Origin of the sequence: Nonomuraea longicatena, from assembly GCF_039525605.1 — a bacterium.
Classification (GTDB): Bacteria; Actinomycetota; Actinomycetes; order Streptosporangiales; family Streptosporangiaceae; genus Nonomuraea; species Nonomuraea longicatena.
Window position 1 is genome coordinate 156,261 of sequence record NZ_BAAAHQ010000041.1, and the last position, 17,315, is coordinate 173,575.

The 17,315-nt window shown below is 69.7% G+C and carries 23 protein-coding genes; 18 read left to right on the forward strand and 5 right to left on the reverse strand.

The features are described from left to right. Positions 1-59 precede the first annotated feature (59 nt). The 5 genes from secE to ABD120_RS32320 all read left to right on the forward strand — a co-directional run bounded on the left by secE (position 60) and on the right by ABD120_RS32320 (position 3,613). Positions 60-305: a preprotein translocase subunit SecE gene (secE, locus tag ABD120_RS32300; protein ID WP_343954012.1), complete on the forward strand. Its 246-nt coding sequence runs from the start codon at positions 60-62 to the stop codon at positions 303-305. Positions 306-373: 68 nt separating this feature from the next. After that, complete coding sequence (gene nusG, locus ABD120_RS32305; RefSeq protein WP_343954013.1) at positions 374-1,123, forward strand: transcription termination/antitermination protein NusG; 750 nt, start codon at positions 374-376, stop codon at positions 1,121-1,123. 109 nt (positions 1,124-1,232) lie between these two features. Then, a complete protein-coding gene (rplK, locus tag ABD120_RS32310) occupies positions 1,233-1,664 on the forward strand; it encodes a 50S ribosomal protein L11 (RefSeq protein ID WP_343954014.1) in 432 nt (143 codons plus the stop codon). A 66-nt stretch (positions 1,665-1,730) separates the two neighbouring features. After that, positions 1,731-2,450 (forward strand): 50S ribosomal protein L1, encoded by a 720-nt coding sequence (rplA, locus tag ABD120_RS32315; RefSeq protein ID WP_343954015.1) that lies wholly within the window; start codon positions 1,731-1,733, stop codon positions 2,448-2,450. A 524-nt stretch (positions 2,451-2,974) separates the two neighbouring features. Then, positions 2,975-3,613 carry a DUF1707 SHOCT-like domain-containing protein gene (locus ABD120_RS32320; protein ID WP_343954017.1) on the forward strand — a complete coding sequence of 213 codons (639 nt, stop codon included), beginning with the start codon at positions 2,975-2,977 and terminating at the stop codon, positions 3,611-3,613. Positions 3,614-3,623: 10 nt separating this feature from the next. On the opposite strand, the gene ABD120_RS32325 is transcribed toward ABD120_RS32320, so the two are convergent. The 5 genes from ABD120_RS32325 to ABD120_RS32345 form a co-directional block, all read right to left on the reverse strand. Then, positions 3,624-4,154 (reverse strand): DinB family protein, encoded by a 531-nt coding sequence (locus ABD120_RS32325; protein ID WP_343954018.1) that lies wholly within the window; start codon positions 4,152-4,154, stop codon positions 3,624-3,626. A 139-nt stretch (positions 4,155-4,293) separates the two neighbouring features. Then, positions 4,294-4,485: a hypothetical protein gene (locus tag ABD120_RS32330; protein WP_343954019.1), complete on the reverse strand. Its 192-nt coding sequence runs from the start codon at positions 4,483-4,485 to the stop codon at positions 4,294-4,296. 50 nt (positions 4,486-4,535) lie between these two features. After that, entirely contained in the window at positions 4,536-5,105 is a 570-nt protein-coding gene (locus tag ABD120_RS32335; protein ID WP_343954020.1) for a TIGR00645 family protein, read from the reverse strand. Between the two features lie 51 nt (positions 5,106-5,156). Further along, the gene (locus ABD120_RS32340) at positions 5,157-5,297 is read right to left on the reverse strand and encodes a hypothetical protein (RefSeq protein ID WP_343954021.1); all 141 of its coding nucleotides are present in this window, start codon (positions 5,295-5,297) and stop codon (positions 5,157-5,159) included. Between the two features lie 85 nt (positions 5,298-5,382). Then, on the reverse strand, positions 5,383-5,595 hold the full coding sequence (locus ABD120_RS32345; protein WP_343954022.1) for a hypothetical protein: 213 nt from the start codon (positions 5,593-5,595) through the stop codon (positions 5,383-5,385). 195 nt (positions 5,596-5,790) lie between these two features. Between ABD120_RS32345 and ABD120_RS32350 the strand changes: the two genes are divergently transcribed. From ABD120_RS32350 to ABD120_RS32410, 13 genes are all read left to right on the forward strand, one after another. Then, positions 5,791-6,633, forward strand: coding sequence for an SCO4651 family lipoprotein (locus ABD120_RS32350; RefSeq protein ID WP_343954023.1), 843 nt, complete (start codon positions 5,791-5,793; stop codon positions 6,631-6,633). 278 nt (positions 6,634-6,911) lie between these two features. Next, entirely contained in the window at positions 6,912-7,436 is a 525-nt protein-coding gene (gene rplJ, locus ABD120_RS32355; protein ID WP_343954024.1) for a 50S ribosomal protein L10, read from the forward strand. A gap of 69 nt (positions 7,437-7,505) precedes the next feature. Further along, on the forward strand, positions 7,506-7,895 hold the full coding sequence (gene rplL, locus ABD120_RS32360) for a 50S ribosomal protein L7/L12 (protein WP_343954025.1): 390 nt from the start codon (positions 7,506-7,508) through the stop codon (positions 7,893-7,895). A gap of 155 nt (positions 7,896-8,050) precedes the next feature. Further along, positions 8,051-9,052, forward strand: a complete 1,002-nt coding sequence (locus ABD120_RS32365; protein ID WP_343954026.1) for an ABC transporter ATP-binding protein — start codon at positions 8,051-8,053, stop codon at positions 9,050-9,052. 74 nt (positions 9,053-9,126) lie between these two features. Beyond that, a complete protein-coding gene (locus ABD120_RS32370; protein WP_343954027.1) occupies positions 9,127-9,855 on the forward strand; it encodes an MlaE family ABC transporter permease in 729 nt (242 codons plus the stop codon). Continuing rightward, the gene (locus ABD120_RS32375; protein WP_343954028.1) at positions 9,855-10,634 is read left to right on the forward strand and encodes an MlaE family ABC transporter permease; all 780 of its coding nucleotides are present in this window, start codon (positions 9,855-9,857) and stop codon (positions 10,632-10,634) included. The genes ABD120_RS32370 and ABD120_RS32375 overlap by 1 nt, the downstream gene beginning before the upstream one ends. After that, a complete protein-coding gene (locus ABD120_RS32380) occupies positions 10,631-11,689 on the forward strand; it encodes an MCE family protein (RefSeq protein WP_343954029.1) in 1,059 nt (352 codons plus the stop codon). Before ABD120_RS32375 ends, ABD120_RS32380 begins: the two co-directional genes overlap by 4 nt. Then, the gene (locus ABD120_RS32385) at positions 11,686-12,678 is read left to right on the forward strand and encodes an MCE family protein (RefSeq protein ID WP_343954030.1); all 993 of its coding nucleotides are present in this window, start codon (positions 11,686-11,688) and stop codon (positions 12,676-12,678) included. The genes ABD120_RS32380 and ABD120_RS32385 overlap by 4 nt, the downstream gene beginning before the upstream one ends. After that, complete coding sequence (locus ABD120_RS32390) at positions 12,669-13,658, forward strand: MCE family protein (RefSeq protein ID WP_343954031.1); 990 nt, start codon at positions 12,669-12,671, stop codon at positions 13,656-13,658. The genes ABD120_RS32385 and ABD120_RS32390 overlap by 10 nt, the downstream gene beginning before the upstream one ends. Continuing rightward, the gene (locus tag ABD120_RS32395) at positions 13,655-14,650 is read left to right on the forward strand and encodes an MCE family protein (RefSeq protein ID WP_343954032.1); all 996 of its coding nucleotides are present in this window, start codon (positions 13,655-13,657) and stop codon (positions 14,648-14,650) included. The genes ABD120_RS32390 and ABD120_RS32395 overlap by 4 nt, the downstream gene beginning before the upstream one ends. Further along, positions 14,647-15,846 carry an MCE family protein gene (locus ABD120_RS32400; RefSeq protein ID WP_343954033.1) on the forward strand — a complete coding sequence of 400 codons (1,200 nt, stop codon included), beginning with the start codon at positions 14,647-14,649 and terminating at the stop codon, positions 15,844-15,846. Before ABD120_RS32395 ends, ABD120_RS32400 begins: the two co-directional genes overlap by 4 nt. Continuing rightward, positions 15,813-16,313, forward strand: coding sequence for a hypothetical protein (locus ABD120_RS32405; RefSeq protein ID WP_343954034.1), 501 nt, complete (start codon positions 15,813-15,815; stop codon positions 16,311-16,313). The genes ABD120_RS32400 and ABD120_RS32405 overlap by 34 nt, the downstream gene beginning before the upstream one ends. Continuing rightward, on the forward strand, positions 16,310-16,807 hold the full coding sequence (locus ABD120_RS32410) for a hypothetical protein (RefSeq protein ID WP_343954036.1): 498 nt from the start codon (positions 16,310-16,312) through the stop codon (positions 16,805-16,807). Before ABD120_RS32405 ends, ABD120_RS32410 begins: the two co-directional genes overlap by 4 nt. Positions 16,808-17,315: the final 508 nt, after the last annotated feature.

Sequence of the window (17,315 nt, forward strand, 5' to 3'; positions counted from 1 at the left end):
TAATGGGCGTGTAAGCGCGCCGCATTACTGCGTCGGATACGACAGAACAGGTGAGGACTGTGGCGATCGACACGCGCGGCGAGACCGCAGGCAAGCCTAGTGGCGAGAAGAAGACCCGCACGTCTCCTGCCCTCTTCTATCGGCAGGTCGTCAACGAGCTGCGTAAGGTCATCTGGCCGACACGCAAGGATCTCATCACGTACACCACGGTCGTTCTGGTATTCGTTCTGATCATGGTTGCGATCGTGTACGGCCTCGACGCCGCTCTGGGCTGGGGTGTCATTCGCGTCTTCGGTGGCGAATGATCCCGGGCACGCCCGGCCCGGAAGGTCCCGCCCCCGCATCGCGAAACGACGAAAGAGGAAAGGTCACCGTGTCCGAGTCTTCACTGCCCGCAGACGAGTCCCGCGAGGAGCGGGACGAGACTGACGAGGCTACGGAAGAGACCGTCGAGGACGTCGTCGACGAGACCTCCGCCGTTGACGAGGACGGCGAAGTTGACGAGGACGGCGAAGAGGAAGACCTGCCCGAGGTCGACCCGGTCGAGGAGTTCAAGCAGTCGCTGCGTGGCCAGCTCGGCGAGTGGTATGTGATCCACTCCTACGCCGGCTACGAGAACCGGGTGAAGTCCAACATCGAGAGCCGCAACGTCTCGCTCAACATGGAGGACTACATCTTCCAGGTCGAGGTGCCCACGCACACCGTCCAGGAGTTCAAGAGCGGCAAGAAGGTGCCGGTCAAGGAGCGGGTGCTGCCCGGCTACGTGCTGGTGCGCATGGAGCTCACCGACGAGTCGTGGGCCGCCGTGCGCAACACCCCCGGCGTCACCGGCTTCGTCGGCCTGTCCAACAAGCCGTCGCCGCTGAGCCTCGACGAGGTCGCCAAGCTGCTCGCCCCGGAGCCCTCCGAGGAGAGCAAGCAGACCAAGGCCAAGGCGGCCGCCGGCCCCACGGTCGAGTTCGAGATCGGCGAGTCCGTCACCGTCATGGACGGTCCGTTCGCCACCCTGCCCGCCTCGGTCAGCGAGATCAGCCCCGAGTCGCAGAAGCTCAAGGTGCTCGTATCGATCTTCGGTCGCGAGACGCCGGTAGAGCTGTCGTTTAACCAGGTCTCCAAGATCTGACATACACTGAGTCGTTCGGCTGGCCGTCTCTCGCGAAGGGCGGCCTTCCGACATGTCCGGCCGGAAACGTCCCCGGACAGGCCATCCATCAGGACCCGGAGTAGGGAACATGCCTCCGAAGAAGAAGATCGCCGCGCTGGTCAAGGTTCAGCTTCCCGCTGGCCAGGCCACCCCGGCTCCCCCCGTCGGTACCGCCCTCGGTCCCCACGGCGTCAACATCATGGACTTCGTCAAGCAGTACAACGCTGCCACGGAGGCCCAGCGGGGCAACATCATCCCCGTCGAGATCACCATTTTCGAGGACCGCAGCTTCACCTTCATCACGAAGACGCCCCCGGCGCCCGAGCTGATCAAGAAGGCTCTGGGCATCGACAAGGGCAGCGCTGTCCCGCACAAGGAGAAGGTCGGCAAGCTCAGCCGCGAGCAGCTTCGCAGCATCGCCGAGACCAAGATGCAGGACCTCAACGCCAACGACATCGAGGCCGCTGAGAAGATCATCGCCGGCACCGCCCGGTCGATGGGCATCACCGTCGCCGAGTAACTTTTCCGACCCTCGTGGAAGGGCCGCGCTGGCCCGCACCACGGACTCCACCACAGGAGAAATCCCATGCAGCGCAGCAAGGCGCACAAGAACGCGGCCTCCAAGATCGACCGCGACAAGCTCTACACCCCGGCCGAGGCGGCGAAGCTCGCCAAGGAGACCTCCGCCACCAAGTTCGACGCCACCGTTGAGGTGGCGCTGCGGCTGGGTGTCGACCCTCGCAAGGCCGACCAGATCGTGCGCGGCACGGTCAACCTCCCGCACGGCACCGGTAAGACCGCCCGGGTCCTGGTCTTCGCGACCGGTGACCGTGCTGAGGCAGCCCGCGAGGCGGGCGCCGACATCGTCGGCGCCGACGAGCTCATCGACGAGATCTCCAAGGGCAACCGCCTCAACGAGTTCGACGCCGTCGTCGCCACGCCCGACCTGATGGGCAAGGTCGGCCGCCTGGGCCGCGTGCTCGGTCCGCGTGGCCTCATGCCCAACCCCAAGACCGGCACCGTGACGCCCGACGTCGCCAAGGCCGTGACCGAGATCAAGGGCGGAAAGATCGAGTTCCGCACCGACCGGCAGGCCAACCTGCACTTCGTCATCGGCAAGGTGTCCTTCGGTGAGCGTCAGCTCGTCGAGAACTACGCTGCCGCGCTGGACGAGGTTCTCAGGCTCAAGCCGTCGGCCGCCAAGGGCCGCTACGTGAAGAAGGTCACCTTCTCCACCACCATGGGCCCCGGCGTCCCCGTCGACCCCAACGTCGTCCGCGGCCTCACCGCCGAGCTGGACGCGTAAGCGTACGCCGCTTGACGAAGCCCCCGCCGGACTCCCGGCGGGGGCTTCGTGCTTTCCGGGCCGAGCAAGGTGCGGACCTGCGGTTCGACGGCAACCGGCCACGTCATGTCTGCGGAGCCGCCCTGAAACCGGCCTGTAGGGCGTCCACGGGCCTGCGGGGTGGCGCACAGGGCCATTGTGGGGCGGCTCGACGGCTCGGCCATCGCGGGTCCCTCTGCACCCGAGCACCTCCTGACGCATCGAGCACTCCGGGCACAGGGAGTGGAGATCGGGTACGGATCTCCGAAGCCGGTCAGCGAACCCTGTCCGCCGAACGGTGCCGGATCCGGAGTCACGGCTGCCCGCCGCGCAGCGCGGCGACTCTCGGCGCGTGTCAGCGGCGGTATCAGGACGGCAACAGCCCTGTGTCAGGACGATCGGCGATGGTGGACGCCACGAACGGTGCTCGCGGCCCGGGGCTGCGAACGGGGCGACGCTGTTCACGGGTCTCGCAAGATCGAACGCTGCAGGCAAGGAGAATCAGTATGGGGAGCGGCGCCAGCGGCAACGGGATCGCGCAGACTGCGCGGCGTGTCGGCGCACCCGCGCTGCGCGCGTCGGACGCGGATCGTGACCGGGTCATCGACGTGCTGAACGCCGCCGTCGCCGATGGCCGGCTCGACCCGGTCGAGTTCAACGAGCGGCTGGACGCGGTGCTGGCCATCCGGACCGTCGACGCGCTGACCCCGCTCATCACCGATCTGGTCGCGGTGCCGGGCGGCAGTGGCGCACTCGCGCTGCAGCTCGCCGCGGCGCCGGTCGAACCGGCCGCCGATCTGCTCACCATCAAGGAGAAGCACGGCTCGGTACGCCGGGACGGCCGATGGACGCTGCCGTACCGGCTGGCGCTGCGCACCGCGTGGTGCGACGTGTCGCTGGACCTGACCAGCGCGGTGCGCAGCGCGCCCGAACTGGTCATCGAGCTGCGGGTGCGCGGTGGCAACGTGGAGTTGCTCCTCGCACCGGACATGGTGGTGGACGCCAACGAACTGTCGGTGCGGCACAGCCTGCTGGCGATCAGCCGGGACGATGTCGACGGCGTACCGGAGACGCTGCGCGTCCGCCTGGTGGGTCGAATGCGGCACGGCCGACTCGACGCCCGGTGGCAGGCGCCGCGCCGGTGACGCGGAAGGATCAGGCGTTGCGGGCGCCGTACAGGATGTTGACGAAGCCGATCTCCGCGATGTTCTTGGTCAACTCGACGTTCAGCCACCCTGCCACGTCGGACAGCGTGAGCTCCTGCCCCCACTCCAGACCGGCGGTGCGCGAGGTGGAGTCGAGATCGGCGTCCGTGAGGCCGGCGAGGGCGGCCCGCCACTCGTCCTTCAGCCCACGCAGCCATTCCACGGCGGAGGTCAGATCACCGGGCCAGAAGATCTCCTCGCGCGCGGGAGCGCCGGAGCCGAAACAGTGGCCGAGGGTGGTGGTCCACCAGTAGCCCATGTGCCAGGTCGTCCAGCCGATCGTGAAGGCGGGGACGGGGGTGGGCTCGGGAACCTGCCAGTCGGGGATCCAGCGGCCCTGCTCGTCGGGCCGGACGGTCCAGCAGTGTGGCGCGGGCTCCCACAGGCAGACGGTGTCGTCGAGCGTGGCCAGATGATGTTCGAACAGCGCCCAGGAGAGATCGAGCTGCTTGGTCAGAAGATCGATACGCGATGCGGTCATCCTGGGAGAGTGCCATCGGGCCAGGTCGCGGCACCAGCGGTTTTCAGACGGGACACCGGGGCGCCCGCAGCGCGGGGACCAGTGGTTTTCCTGGGACGCCGGGGCGCCCGCAGCGCGGGCAGGCACCCCGGCGAAGGGCTCAGGCGTCGTCGTCGGACACGCGAGAGGCACCGGTGCAGTCGGTGGGCGAGCCGCTGAACAGGACAAGCGGGCCGCCGCAGCTGCTGATCGGCGCGGAGACGGGTTCGACGATCTCGTCGTTGAAGATGATCACGTCGCCGATCAGACTCGTCTGGGGCTTGGGTGCCTCCGCCTCTGCGTACGCGCCCACGGGGGCGCCGACGAGGAACGTGGAGAAGAGGGCAGCGGCGATCTTGCTGCTCAGGCGGCGATCTGCTTGACCGGCGGGTCGGCCGCGCCCGGATTCTGGTCGGTGGAACCGGCGGGCCGGCCACCGTCCATGATGCGGTCTATCACCGCGAGGGCGACCGCCGAGACGATGAACGTGAGATGGATCAGTGTTTTCCATAGGAGTTCTCTGTCGGTGATGGAAGGTCGGGCTGCATTGATGAAGATCTGCAGGAGGTGGATCGAGGAGATGCCGATGATGGCCATGGCCAGCTTGACCTTGAGCACATTGGCGTTGACGTGTGAGAGCCACTGGGGCTGGTCGGGATGCCCTTCGATGCGCAGCCGCGAGACGAAGGTCTCGTAGCCGCCGACGATCACCATGATCAGGAGGTTGGAGATCATCACCACGTCCACCAGGCCGAGAACGATCAGCATGATGGTGGTCTCGGCCGGCTTGCCGCCGAAGCCGAGCGTGATGAGGTGGAGCAACTCCGCCATGAAGCGCCATACGTAGACGACCTGCGCGGCGATGAGGCCGAGGTAGAGCGGCGCCTGGATCCAGCGGCTCAGGAACATGACCAACCCGAGGCGCCGCAGCACGCTGTGCGGCTTGGGCGCCTGGGCGATGGACAGTAGCGGTGTCATCTGTTCTCAGGAGTAGAAGAGCGGCACATAGACCCTCTCAATGATGGCCGTCACGTTGACGAGGGCCGGATCGCTGCTGCCTGTCAGCGGGACGGCGGCGAGAGCCGCCATCCCGAGGAGCAGGCGGGCCAGGAATCGGTTGTCCAAGGAAGCTCCTTCGTCCGTGAGGGGATTCTGGGGTGCGCCGGTACGGCACGACGTGGGACGCCGTGCCGTTGTCCGCCGCGACCGGTCACGGCTGCAGGCAGCTGGTTACGGGGATCTCGAGGGGGGCGCCGCCGGCCGCGCCGATCGCTGCCGTGGCGCCGAGGGCCGATTCGCCGACGCAGCCCACGAGGGCCCCGGGTTCGAGGCCGGGAATGATCGCGTGGGCGGGTGCGGTGGTCAGGAGCAGGCCGCCTGCGGCGATGGCCGCTGCGGCGAGCAGACGTACGGTCCGGGTCATGAAACCTCCTGTGTCTGACGAGGAACTAGTTACTCACGGTAGTGGATCTGTAACGAATGGCTCAAGCGATTGGCCGGTTAGGGCAGGATCTTCAGACCTTGAGGACAGCCACTCGTTCAGGGATGCCCCTGAGGAATCCCCGGTTTGTCCCGTGATGGCCGACAGACACGGCGATCGCCGCGTAGGGTCGAAGTCATGCTGAAGCGAAGGATTACTCTCGCTGCCGCGGCGGCCGGTGCCGCGCTGACGGTGGCCGGGCTCGCAGGTTGCGGAACCACGGCCCAGCCCATCCAGGTCAACCTCGCGGCCTCCGAGGTGCTCGCCCAGGCGGTACAGAAGACCTCGCAGGTGAGCAGCTACACGGTGGACGCCGTGGTGGAGGTGAAGAGCTCGGGCCAGGGCGACGGCAAGGTCCAGGGCCGGATGCTCTACCAGGGCAAGCCGGAGCTCGCGGTCGACCTCACGGTCGACGGGGCGGGCCTCGGGGAGCGCGAACTGCCCGGCGGTCTGCGCGCCGTGCTCCTCGGCGACACCGTCTACGTCAAGGTCGAGGCCCTCAACAAGATGCTCGGCGCCCAGAAGCCGTGGATCAAGGTGCCGCTGAACGAGGCCGGCGGCGCGGGCGGGGTGCAGCAGTACCTCCAGCAGATCCAGCAGTTCGACCTGGCCGCCGTGACCAAGCTCGTCACCGCCTCCCAGGACGTCAAGCAGGTCGGCACCGAGAGCGTCAACGGGGTCGACACCACCCACTACAGCGGCACGTTCCCCGTGGACGCGGCCGTCCAGCAGTTGCCCGCCGACCAGCAGGAGGAGGCCAGGACGAACCTGGCCAGGCTGAAGGACAAGGTGACCTTCGACCTGTGGGTCGACGGCCAGGGGCTGCCCGCAAAGGTCCAGCTCAAGGGCGCCGAGCAGGGCAACACCCTCGACGCCACCCTGTTCTTCAAGGGCTTCAACGAGCCGGTCGAGATCAAGGCGCCGCCCGCCGACCAGGTGGGCGAGCTGCCCAAGGGCGAGCAGGGCGCCGTCACAAGCTGACCGCGTGCGATCGGCCTTCCGCGCGCCCCTTCGGCGTACGGGAGGCCGATTTGGCATGTAAGGCCGAAGCACGTACTCTGGTCGTTGCCGAAGACCGCCGGTCGTCACCTTGGCAAGTCCTGGTGACCGAAGGATCCACTCTCAGTGGACGGCCCGCGCAGGTGCGAAGCGAGTTTCCCCGCATGTCCGAAGGATGTGCGCGAAGCCCCGTGTGCCCTGCGCCCGGGGCTGTTCTCTTTCCAGGGGCCTTCTCCGGCGGCACATCTGGAAGGAGGCCCATGGCGAGGCCGGATAAGGCGACCGCAGTTGCCGAGCTCAGGAGCGAGTTCGAGGGCAGCAGCGCCGCCGTTCTGACCGAGTACCGCGGTCTCACCGTCGCTCAGCTCAAGGAGCTGCGCGTTGCTCTCGGTGGGAATGCGAAGTTCGCCGTGGCGAAGAACACCCTTACCAAGATCGCGGCCACCGAGGCCGGTCTGTCGGGTCTCGACGACCTGCTCGCCGGGCCGACCGCGATCGCCTTCGTCAGCGGCGACGTTGTCGAGGCTGCCAAGGGTCTGCGTGACTTCGCCAAGGCCAATCCCCTTCTGGTGATCAAGGGTGGTGTCCTCGAAGGCAAGACTCTGGACGCCACGGCGATCACCAAGCTCGCCGATCTCGAGTCCCGCGAGGTTCTCCTCGCGAAGCTGGCCGGTGCGATGAAGGCCAAGCAGTCCGCTGCTGCCGCCGTGTTCGCCGCGCTGCCCACCAACATGGCTCAGCTGGCCGAGGCCCTGCGCGCCAAGCGCGCCGAGGCGGGCGAGTAGTCGAGGGATTGCCGCAACACCCGCGGTCCCGTTCCTAGTTTTTCGCATGTCCCAAACGGAGGAAACATCATGGCGAAGCTCAGCACCGACGAGCTGCTCGGCGCGTTCAAGGAGATGACCCTTCTCGAGCTCTCCGAGTTCGTGAAGCTGTTCGAGGAGACCTTCGACGTCAAGGCCGCCGCGCCGGTCGCCGTCGCCGCCCCGGGTGCCGCTGCCGCCGCGCCCGCCGAGGAAGTCGCCGAGCAGGACGAGTTCGACGTCATCCTTGAGGCTGCCGGCGACAAGAAGATCCAGGTCATCAAGGAGATCCGCGCGCTGACCTCCCTCGGCCTGAAGGAGGCCAAGGACCTGGTCGACGGCGCTCCGAAGCCGGTCTTCGACGGCAAGGTCAACAAGGAGCAGGCGGAGAAGGCCAAGGAGGCCCTCACCGGCGCCGGCGCCACCGTCACCGTCAAGTAAGACGGCTACGCACCTTCGAAAGGGGCGGCCACACCCAGGTGCCGGGTGTGCCGCCCCTTTCGCGTGTCCGGGGAATTTCCCGGGAAGGCGGTCGGCGGAACGGCAACGCTATGTAAAGTGTGCGTCACGCTACACCCAGCCACGGAAGGTGCCGTGTGGGAGTCGAAGTCGTAGTCGACGGGCTGACCAAGTCGTTCGGCCGCCAGGTCATCTGGGAGGACGTCTCCCTCACCCTGCCCGCCGGGGAGATCTCGGTGCTGCTCGGCCCCTCCGGCACGGGCAAGTCGGTCTTCCTCAAGACCCTCGTCGGACTGCTGCGCCCCGACCGGGGCCACATCTGGATCGACGGCCATGACCTGGCCGGGTGCGGCGAGGACCGGCTGTACGAACTGCGCCGCCTGTTCGGGGTGCTGTTCCAGGACGGTGCCCTGTTCGGCTCGATGAGCCTGTACGACAACATCGCCTTCCCGCTGCGCGAGCACACGAAGAAGACCGAGGCGCAGATCCGCCGGATCGTCATGGAGAAGATCGAACTGGTGGGCCTGGTCGGCGCCGAGGGCAAGCTGCCCGGCGAGATCTCCGGCGGCATGCGCAAACGCGCCGGACTGGCGCGGGCGCTGGTGCTCGACCCCGAGATCATCCTGTTCGACGAGCCGGACTCCGGCCTCGACCCGGTCCGCACCGCCTACCTCAACCAACTCATCGTCGATCTCAACGCCGAGATCGAGGCCACCTTCCTGATCGTCACCCACGACGTCAACACCGCCCGTACGGTCCCCGACGACATCGGCCTGCTCTTCCGCAGGGAACTCGTGATGTTCGGCCCCAGAGAGATGCTGCTGTCGAGCGACGAGCCGGTCGTCCGCCAGTTCCTCAACGCCCGCAGGCACGGCCCGATCGGCATGTCGGAGGAGAAGGACGTCTCGGAACTCGCCGCGGAGGCCCGGCTCGGCCAGGATCCCGGCGCCCTGCCGCCGATCCCGCCGCAGTTGATGCCGACGGGCAACCGCATCCGCCGTACACAGCACGCCCCCGGCGCCTGGCTGGCCGCCAACGGGGTGGTGCCGCCGCAGGGCTCCTTCGTCGACGAGCGCGGCCGTAACTGGCTTGAGGAGTATCCGCGCCTGATCGACGCCCACGTGAAGGGCGCCCGCTGACCCATGGAAGACCCGGAACCCGTCCTTCGCGTCGCCCCGCGACGATACTGTGAGTACGCAGTCGGCGGCATTTCGTGATCAGAGCCAGTGGAGAGTTCGCCGCCCTTGTCCTCGACACCGCCCGAGTGTCGGTGCGACGCCCGTTCCAGTGGCGCGAGTTCGTCCGGCAGTCGTGGTTCATCGTCAGCGTCAGCGCCCTGCCCACCGCGCTGGTGTCGATCCCGTTCGGCGCCGTACTCGCCCTCCAGGCGGGCAATCTGATCCGCCAGTTCGGCGCCCAGTCCTTCACCGGCGCGACCGCCGTGCTCGCCATCGTGCGCGAGGCCAGTCCGCTCGTCACCGCCCTGATGATCTCCGGCGCGGCCGGCAGCGCCATCTGCGCCGACCTCGGCGCCCGCAAGATCCGCGAGGAGATCGACGCCATGGAGGTGCTCGGCGTCGACCCGCTCCACCGCCTCGTCGTGCCGAGGGTCGCGGCCTGCGCCCTGGTCGCACCCTTCCTCAACGGCCTGGTCACCACCGTGGGCCTGGTCGCCAGCTACCTGTTCAACGTCGTCGCCCAGGGCGGCTCGCCCGGCTCCTACCTGCAGTCGTTCAACGCCCTCGCCGAGTTGTCCGACCTGTGGATCGCCGAGGGCAAGGCGCTGGTGTTCGGCGCCACGGCCGGGCTCATCGCCTGCTACAAGGGGCTCAGCGCCGCCGGAGGCCCCAAGGGCGTGGGCGAGGCCGTCAACCAGACCGTGGTCTTCGCCGGGATGGTGCTGTTCGCCGAGAACTTCCTCATCAGCGCGGCGGTGCGCTGATGTCACTGGACCGGCAGGGCCGCTTCTACGCCCGCTCCCTGCTCGACCTGCCGCGGGCCGTCCGCTACCGCCGCGAGGTGGCCCGGCTGCTCGCCGAGGTCAGCCTCGGCACCGGCGGGCTCGCCGTCGTCGGCGGCACGATGTCCATCGTCGCGTTCATGACCTTCTTCACCGGCACCGAGGTCGGCCTGCAGGGCTACACCGCGCTCGACCAGCTCGGCACCTCGGCGTTCACCGGATTCCTGTCCGGCTACGTCAACACCCGCGAGATCGCCCCGATCGTCGCCGCCATCGGCCTGTCGGCCACCGTCGGCGCCGGATTCACCGCCCAGCTCGGCGCCATGCGCATCAGCGACGAGATCGACGCGCTGGAGGTCATGGCCGTCCCGTCGGTGCCGTTCCTGGTCGGCACCCGGCTGATCGCCGGGTTCGCCGCCGTCATGCCGCTCTACGTCCTCGGCCTGCTCGCCTCCTACGTCGCCACCCGCCTGATCACCACCGTCTTCTACGGCCAGTCCACCGGCACCTACGACCACTACTTCGACCTGTTCCTCGTCCCCTACGACGTGCTGTGGTCCTTCGGCAAGGTCCTGATCTTCGCCGTGCTGGTCATCCTCATCCACTGCTACTACGGCTTCCACGCCTCCGGCGGCCCGGCCGGTGTGGGCGTGGCCGTCGGGCGGGCCGTACGCGCGGTGCTGGTCGCGGTCAACGTGGCCAACGTCCTGCTCGGGCTGGCCATCTGGGGCACCACCACGACCGTGCGGATCGCCGGATGAGGTACGGCCTGGCGCTGCTCGCCGTCATCGCCGCCTTCGTCGCGGTCACCGTAGGTACCTACTTCAAGGTGTTCTCCTCCCGCACCACCGTCGTTCTGACGACCCCGCGAGCGGGACTGCAACTCGGCCCCCGCGCCGACGTGAAGTCCAGAGGCGTCGTGGTCGGCGAGGTCACCTCGGTGCGCGCCACCGAGGCGGGCGCCGAGCTCACCCTCGCCCTCGACCTGCCCGTCGACCGCGCGGCCGCCGTCAGCTTGCTGCCCAAGACGCTGTTCGGCGAGAAGTACGTCGAGCTCACCCCGCCGCCGCGCGCCATGGCCCCGCTGCGCGACGGCGACCGGCTGCGCGCCACGGCCGCCGCCGTGGAGGCCGGGCAGGTCCTCGACCGGCTGCTGCCGCTGCTGCGCGCCGTCCGGCCCGACCGGCTCAACACCGCCCTCACCGCCCTCGCCACGGCCCTGGAGGGGCGCGGAGAACGCGTCGGCGACGTCGCCGAGCGGGCCGAACGCTACCTCGGACGGCTGGAGCCGCACCTGCCGGCGATCCGGCGCGACCTCGCCAAACTCGCCGACGTCACCGCCCTGTACGGTGACGCCGCGCCCGACCTGCTGCGTACCCTCGCCAGCAGCGCCGACCTCGGGACCGTCGTCACCCGCGAGGAGGCCGCGATCGACGCCATGACCAGGGCCGTGCCCGACGCCGCGGGCAAGGCCGACCGGCTGCTCACCGACAACGAGACCGGCCTCGTCGGCCTCCAGCACGTCCTGCGGGAGCCGCTCGACCTCGCCGCCCGCTACTCGCCCACGATCCCGTGCGTCTTCCAGGGCCTCGACCGGCTGCAGCCGCTGCTCGACCACGCCTTCGGCGACGGGCGGGTCCGGGCGGTGCTGGAGTTGGTCAGGCCGGTGCCGCCGTACGAACCGGGGGTGGACCGGCCCGCCTACCGCGACACCAGAGGCCCGCGCTGCTACGGCCTGCCACACCCGCCGGTGCCCTTCCCCGGCGTGCGCTTCGACGACGGCGCCTCCGGCCTCGCGGAGCTGATGCTGCGATGACCACCGCCTCCTCGGCCCTGAAGCTGGCCCTGTTCGCGCTGTCGACCACGTTGTGCGTGGCCGTGCTGGCGATCACGATCTCCGGCGTGCAGTTCGCGCCGACCAGCCGCTACCGCGCGCTGTTCGTCGATGCGACGGGGCTGCGCGAGGGCGACGACGTCCGCGTGTCCGGTGTGCGCGTGGGCCGCGTCGAGCAGGTCGAGCTGGTGGGGGAGCGGGCGGAGGTGTCCTTCAGCGTCCTCGAACGCACCGGCCTGCCGCGCGGCGTGATCGCCGCCATCCGCTGGCGCAACCTCATCGGCGACCGCTACCTCGCGCTGTCCACCGGCAGAGGCGGGCCCGGCCTGCTCGAACCCGGCGAACGCATCACCGACACCCGGCCGGCGCTGGACGTGACCGCGCTGTTCAACGGCTTCCGCCCGCTGCTGCGCGCCATCCGCCCCGAGGACGTCAACAAACTGAGCTGGCAGATCGTGCAGGTGCTCCAGGGGGAGGGCGGCACCGTCGAGAGCCTGCTCGGCCACGTCGCCTCCCTCACCGACGGGCTCGCCGACCGCGACGCCGTCATCGGCCGGGTGATCGACAACCTGACGGCGGTGCTCGGCGAGGTCGCCGGCCGTGAGAACGCCTACGACAAGCTGCTCACCGACCTGAACGCCCTGGTAGGCGGCCTGGCCCGCGACCGCGAGGCGATCGGCGACTCGCTCGTCGCGCTCGACCGGCTGGCCGGGGTCACCGCCGGGTTCGTCGAACGGGCCAGACCGGACGTCGCCGCCGACCTCCGCCACACCGAGAGCCTGCTGAAGACCGTCAACAGCGAGGGGGAACTGGTCGACAAGGCGCTGACCGGCCTGCCTCCCCGGCTCAGCCAGCTCACCAGGAGTGTCTCCTACGGTTCGTGGTTCAACTTCTACCTGTGCTCGCTTGAGGTCAGGGCGGGTGCCACGACCACCCCGAAGATCGTCAACGAGAGCCCGCGATGCCGCTGACCTCCTTCCGCCGCCGCGATCCGGTGCCGCTCGGCCTCGCCGGACTGGCCGTCACACTGGTGCTCGTGTCGGCCGCGCTGTTCCTGCGCGCGGTGCCCACCGGCACCTCCTACACGGCCGCCTTCGCGGAGTCCGCCGGGCTGCGGCCGGGCGAGGACGTCGTCCTGGCCGGAGTCAAGGTCGGCGAGGTCGGCGCCGTCGCCCTCGCCGGTGACCACGTCCGTGTCGACCTGCGGCTGCACGAGGACGTACGGCTCGGCTCCGAGACCCGCGCGCACATCCGGCTGAAGACGCTGCTCGGCTCCCACGTCGTCCAACTCGAACCCGACGGGCCCGGCCGCCTCACCGGGCCGATCCCGGTCGGGCGCACCAGCGTGCCGTACGAGATCGTGCCCGCGATCGGCGACCTGTCCGAGAGCGTCGCCGCCGTCGACACCGCCCGCCTCGAACAGGCCATGGACGTCGTCGCCACCACCCTGGACGGCTCGTCGGAGGAGATCCGCTCCTCGCTGCGCGGCCTCGGCCGCCTGTCGCGGACCATCTCCTCACGCGACGACCGGCTGCGCGCCCTCGTCGGCCACACCCGTACGGTCACCGGCCTCATCGCCCGCCGTGACACCGAACTGCGTGAGCTCATCAGGGACGGCGACCTGCTGCTGCGCGAGATCCACGCCCGCCGCGCCGCCATCCACAGCCTGTTGACGAACACCGTCCTGCTCGCCGGGCAACTCGACGGGCTCATCGCCGACAACCGCACCACGTTGAAGCCCGCCCTGCGGCGGCTGCGGGGCTTCGTCGCCGTCCTGCGGCGCAACGAGGACAGTCTCGACCGCTCCCTCGGCCTGCTCGCCCCCTTCACCCGCCAGGTGACCGACGCGATCGGCAACGGCCGCTGGTTCGACGCGATCATGCAGAACCTGGTGCCCATCCCCGTCTCGATCCAGCCGCCCGACCGCACGCTCGGAGGACTCACCCGATGACAGCGACCCGCCGCGCGACCGTGCTCACTGTGCTCGCGGCGCTTGGGCTGGCCGGGGGCTGCGGGTTCGAGGGCGTGCAGTCGCTGCCGCTGCCCGGCGGCGCCGATCTCGGCGAGCGCCCCCGCGCCATCACCATCGAGTTCGCCGACGCCCTCGACCTGGTGCCCCAGTCGCTGTGCAAGGTCAACGACGTCACGGTCGGCAAGGTCGACGCCGTACGGCTCGGCGCCGGCTGGCGGGCCGAGGTGGTGTGCGAGGTGCGCGGCGACGTCGCCGTACCCGCGCGAAGCACCGCGGCGATCGCCCAGACGAGCCTGCTCGGCGAGAAGTTCGTCGCGCTCACCCCCATCGGGACCGGCCCGGCGGCCACCCGCATCCCCCTGTCCGCCACCAGCAGGAGCGCCGAGGTCGAGCAGGTGCTCGCCGCCGCCTCCCTGGTCGTCAACGGCGGCGGACTCGAACAGGCGGCCACCATCAACGCCGAGCTCGGCAAGGCCCTCGACGGCCGCACCGGCGCGTTCCGGCGGCTGCTGCGCCGGCTCGACACCTTCACCGCAGGGCTCGACGCCTCGAAGGCCGACATCGTGCGGCTGCTCGGCGACCTCGACCGGCTCGCCGCCACACTGGCCGCCCAGCGGCGGACGATCGCGCGGGCCGCGACCGACCTCGGTCCGGCGATCTCCCAGCTCAGCCGGCAGCGCAAGGACCTCACCGCGATGCTCGTCAGCCTCGGCCGCGTCGGCCGTACGGCCACCAGGGTCGTCGGCCGCTCCCAGGAGGACACCCTGGCCAACCTGCGGGCGCTGCGCCGGGTGCTCGACCACCTCGACCGCACCAAGCACCTGCTCGCCAGGAACCTCGACTACGCGCTCACCTTCCCCTTCCCCGGCTCGGCGACCGACCTGCTGCGCGGCGACTACGGCAACACCCACGTCACCGTCGACCTGACCCCGGAGACCGCCGTCGGCAACTTGCTCGGGAGGTCCCGATGAGACTGCGCCTGAAGCTCGCCGCCCTCCTCGCCGTCAGCGTGCTCGCGACCGGCTACACGCTGGTCAGGTACGCGAGGGTCGGCGCCGACCTGGTCGAACCCGTCTACCGGGTCGCCGTCGAACTGCCGGAGACCGGCGGGCTGTTCGAGGACTCCGAGGTCACCTACCGGGGGGTACGGGTCGGCCGGGTCGAGTCCCTGGAGCTGACCGGCGACGGCGTGCGCGCGACGCTGCGGTTGTCGCAGTCGCCGCCGATCCCGGGCGCCGGGCTGCGCGCCGCCGTCGCCAACCGCTCCGGCGTGGGGGAGCAGTACCTGGACCTGCGGCCCGCCGGTACGGCCCGGCCGTACCTCGTGGACGGCGACGTCATCGACAGGCGCCGCGTCATCCTGCCCGTCCCCACGGCCGCCCTGCTGGGCGACACCGAGCGGCTGCTGACCTCCGTCGACCCGCGCGACGTCGAGACCGTCGTCACCGAACTCGAACGCGCCCTCGGACCTTCGGCCCCGCACCTGCGTCGCCTGATCGACTCCGGCGACCGGTTGCTGGCCGGGGCCGAGCAGGTGCTCCCCGAGACCGTCACGCTCATCGAGAAGGGCGAACGGGTGCTCGACACCCAACTCGCCGAGGGCGCGCATCTGCGCTCGTTCGCCAGGGACCTCGCGTCGCTGACCGGCTCGCTGCGCGACGGCGCCCCCGACCTGGTCGCCACGATCGACGGCGCCGCACCCGCCGCCCGGTCGGCCGGCCGCCTCGTGGACGGCGTGGCGCCGCACCTGCGCCCGCTGCTCACCCACCTCGTCGTCGGCGGCCAGACCCTCTCAGCCCGTACGGCGGCGCTGCGGCAACTGCTGATCGGCTACCCCGCCGGGGTCGCCTCGGCGTTCACCGTGGTCCAGCCCGACGGGCTGCACCTCGGGCTCAACCTCAACCTGAACGTGCCGCCGCCGTGCAAGCGCGGCTACGAGCACGTCGAACGGCGTTACCCGCAGGACACGGCGGCCAGGGCGGTGGATCACCGTACCGGGTGCGCGGAGCCGCCGGGGAGCGCGACCGGTGTGAGGGGCGCCAGGAACGCGCCCAGGCCCGGCCCCCCGGCGACGATTCCGGGGTTGCGGGAGTGGCTCGCGGGTTATGATCCGGCGGTCGGGAGGGAGCGGACATGGCAGGCGCATCTGCTCGGCCCGCTCAGCTGACGATCGTCGTGCTCGCCCTGCTCGCGGTCCTCCTCGGCGGGGCGGCCTGGTGGGTCGGCGGTCAGCTGGGCGAGGAGCAGGCCAGGGACGACGACAGGGCGGGCGCGCTCGCCGCCGCGGGCACCCACGCGGTCAACCTGCTGTCGCTCGACCACAAGAGCGTCGAGTCCGACCTGGCGCGTATCCTCGCGACCTCCACCGGGCAGGCCAGGGCCGAGTACACCGCCAACGCGGGCAGGCTCAAGGAGACCACGCTGGCCAACAAGGTCGTCCAGCACGGCGTGCTGCGCGCCGCCGGCCTGGAGTCGCTGTCGGGAGGCACCGCGAAGGTACTGGTCGTCGCCGACGTGGAGATCCGCTGGGAGGGCTCGAAGAACGCCCCGCAGGAGCGCTTCTACCGCTGGTCGATGGAGGTCACCAAGGTCAGCGGGGTCTGGCTGGTCTCGAAGGCGGTGCAGGTGCTGTGAGGGTCCTGGTGATCGGCGTCCTGGCGGCGGCGGTGCTCGCGTTGTCCGGCGTGCTGTGGGTGCTGTGGTCCGACCTGCGCAATCTGCGCGACAGCGAGAGCGCGGGCACCCACGCGCTGGCCGCCGCCAAGGCGGTGGCGCCCGACCTGCTCTCCTACAACTACCGCACGATCGAAGAGGACCTGGCGCGCGCGGGCGGCCACACCACGGGCGAGCTGACCAAGCATTTCCAGCAGCTCGCGACCACGCTCGTGCCGACCGCGAAGGCCCAGAAATCGGTGCAGAGCACCGCCGTGGCGGCCGCCGCCGTCGAGAAGGCCACGCCTGATCGGGTCGAGGTTCTTCTCTTCGTGAACATGGGTACGGTCAAAGAGCCGCCCGGGGCGGCCGAACCGCAGCAACGGATCACCCAGAACCGCGCCAGGTTCGTCATGACCAGGAAAGACTCCCGGTGGCTGGTGGCCGAGCTGTCCACTCTGCTGGGGACGGCCTGAGCGCTCGGGCGCGCCGCTTCCTTCAATTGTTACCAAAAATCAGGTTTAGTGTGCCCTTTGTCCTGGGTAGTTCTGTCGGCGATGCACCGGTAGTCGGCATGGGTTCGGCCCTCGGTGTGACAGAGCGTTAGCCGTCTCCGTTCGCGGGTATCGTCTTGGGCCTGACGGTGGGCGCTTGGTCGCACAGGGGAGAAATCCCAGCGTCTCGGCCCCGAACCGGCGGAAAGTCGGGCTTGTGGGCTTGACGTTTGCGCTCGAACGGGCGATGCTGCGACCAACGTGGAGCATGCAGCGAGGGAGAAGTGGACAGGCGTGTGCCGTTCGGCTACACTGCCCCTTTGCGCTGCCCTTTGACGACCCGCTCCGCTTGCTCACGTTGCGAGGTTGTCTGGCGTGCGTGTAGTCAGTCCGCCGCGAGCCCTCGGAAGGACATCTGTTGGCAGCCTCGCGCAACGCCTCCGCCGTACCCGCCGGTCCCCGTCGCGTCTCTTTTTCGCGTATCCAGGAG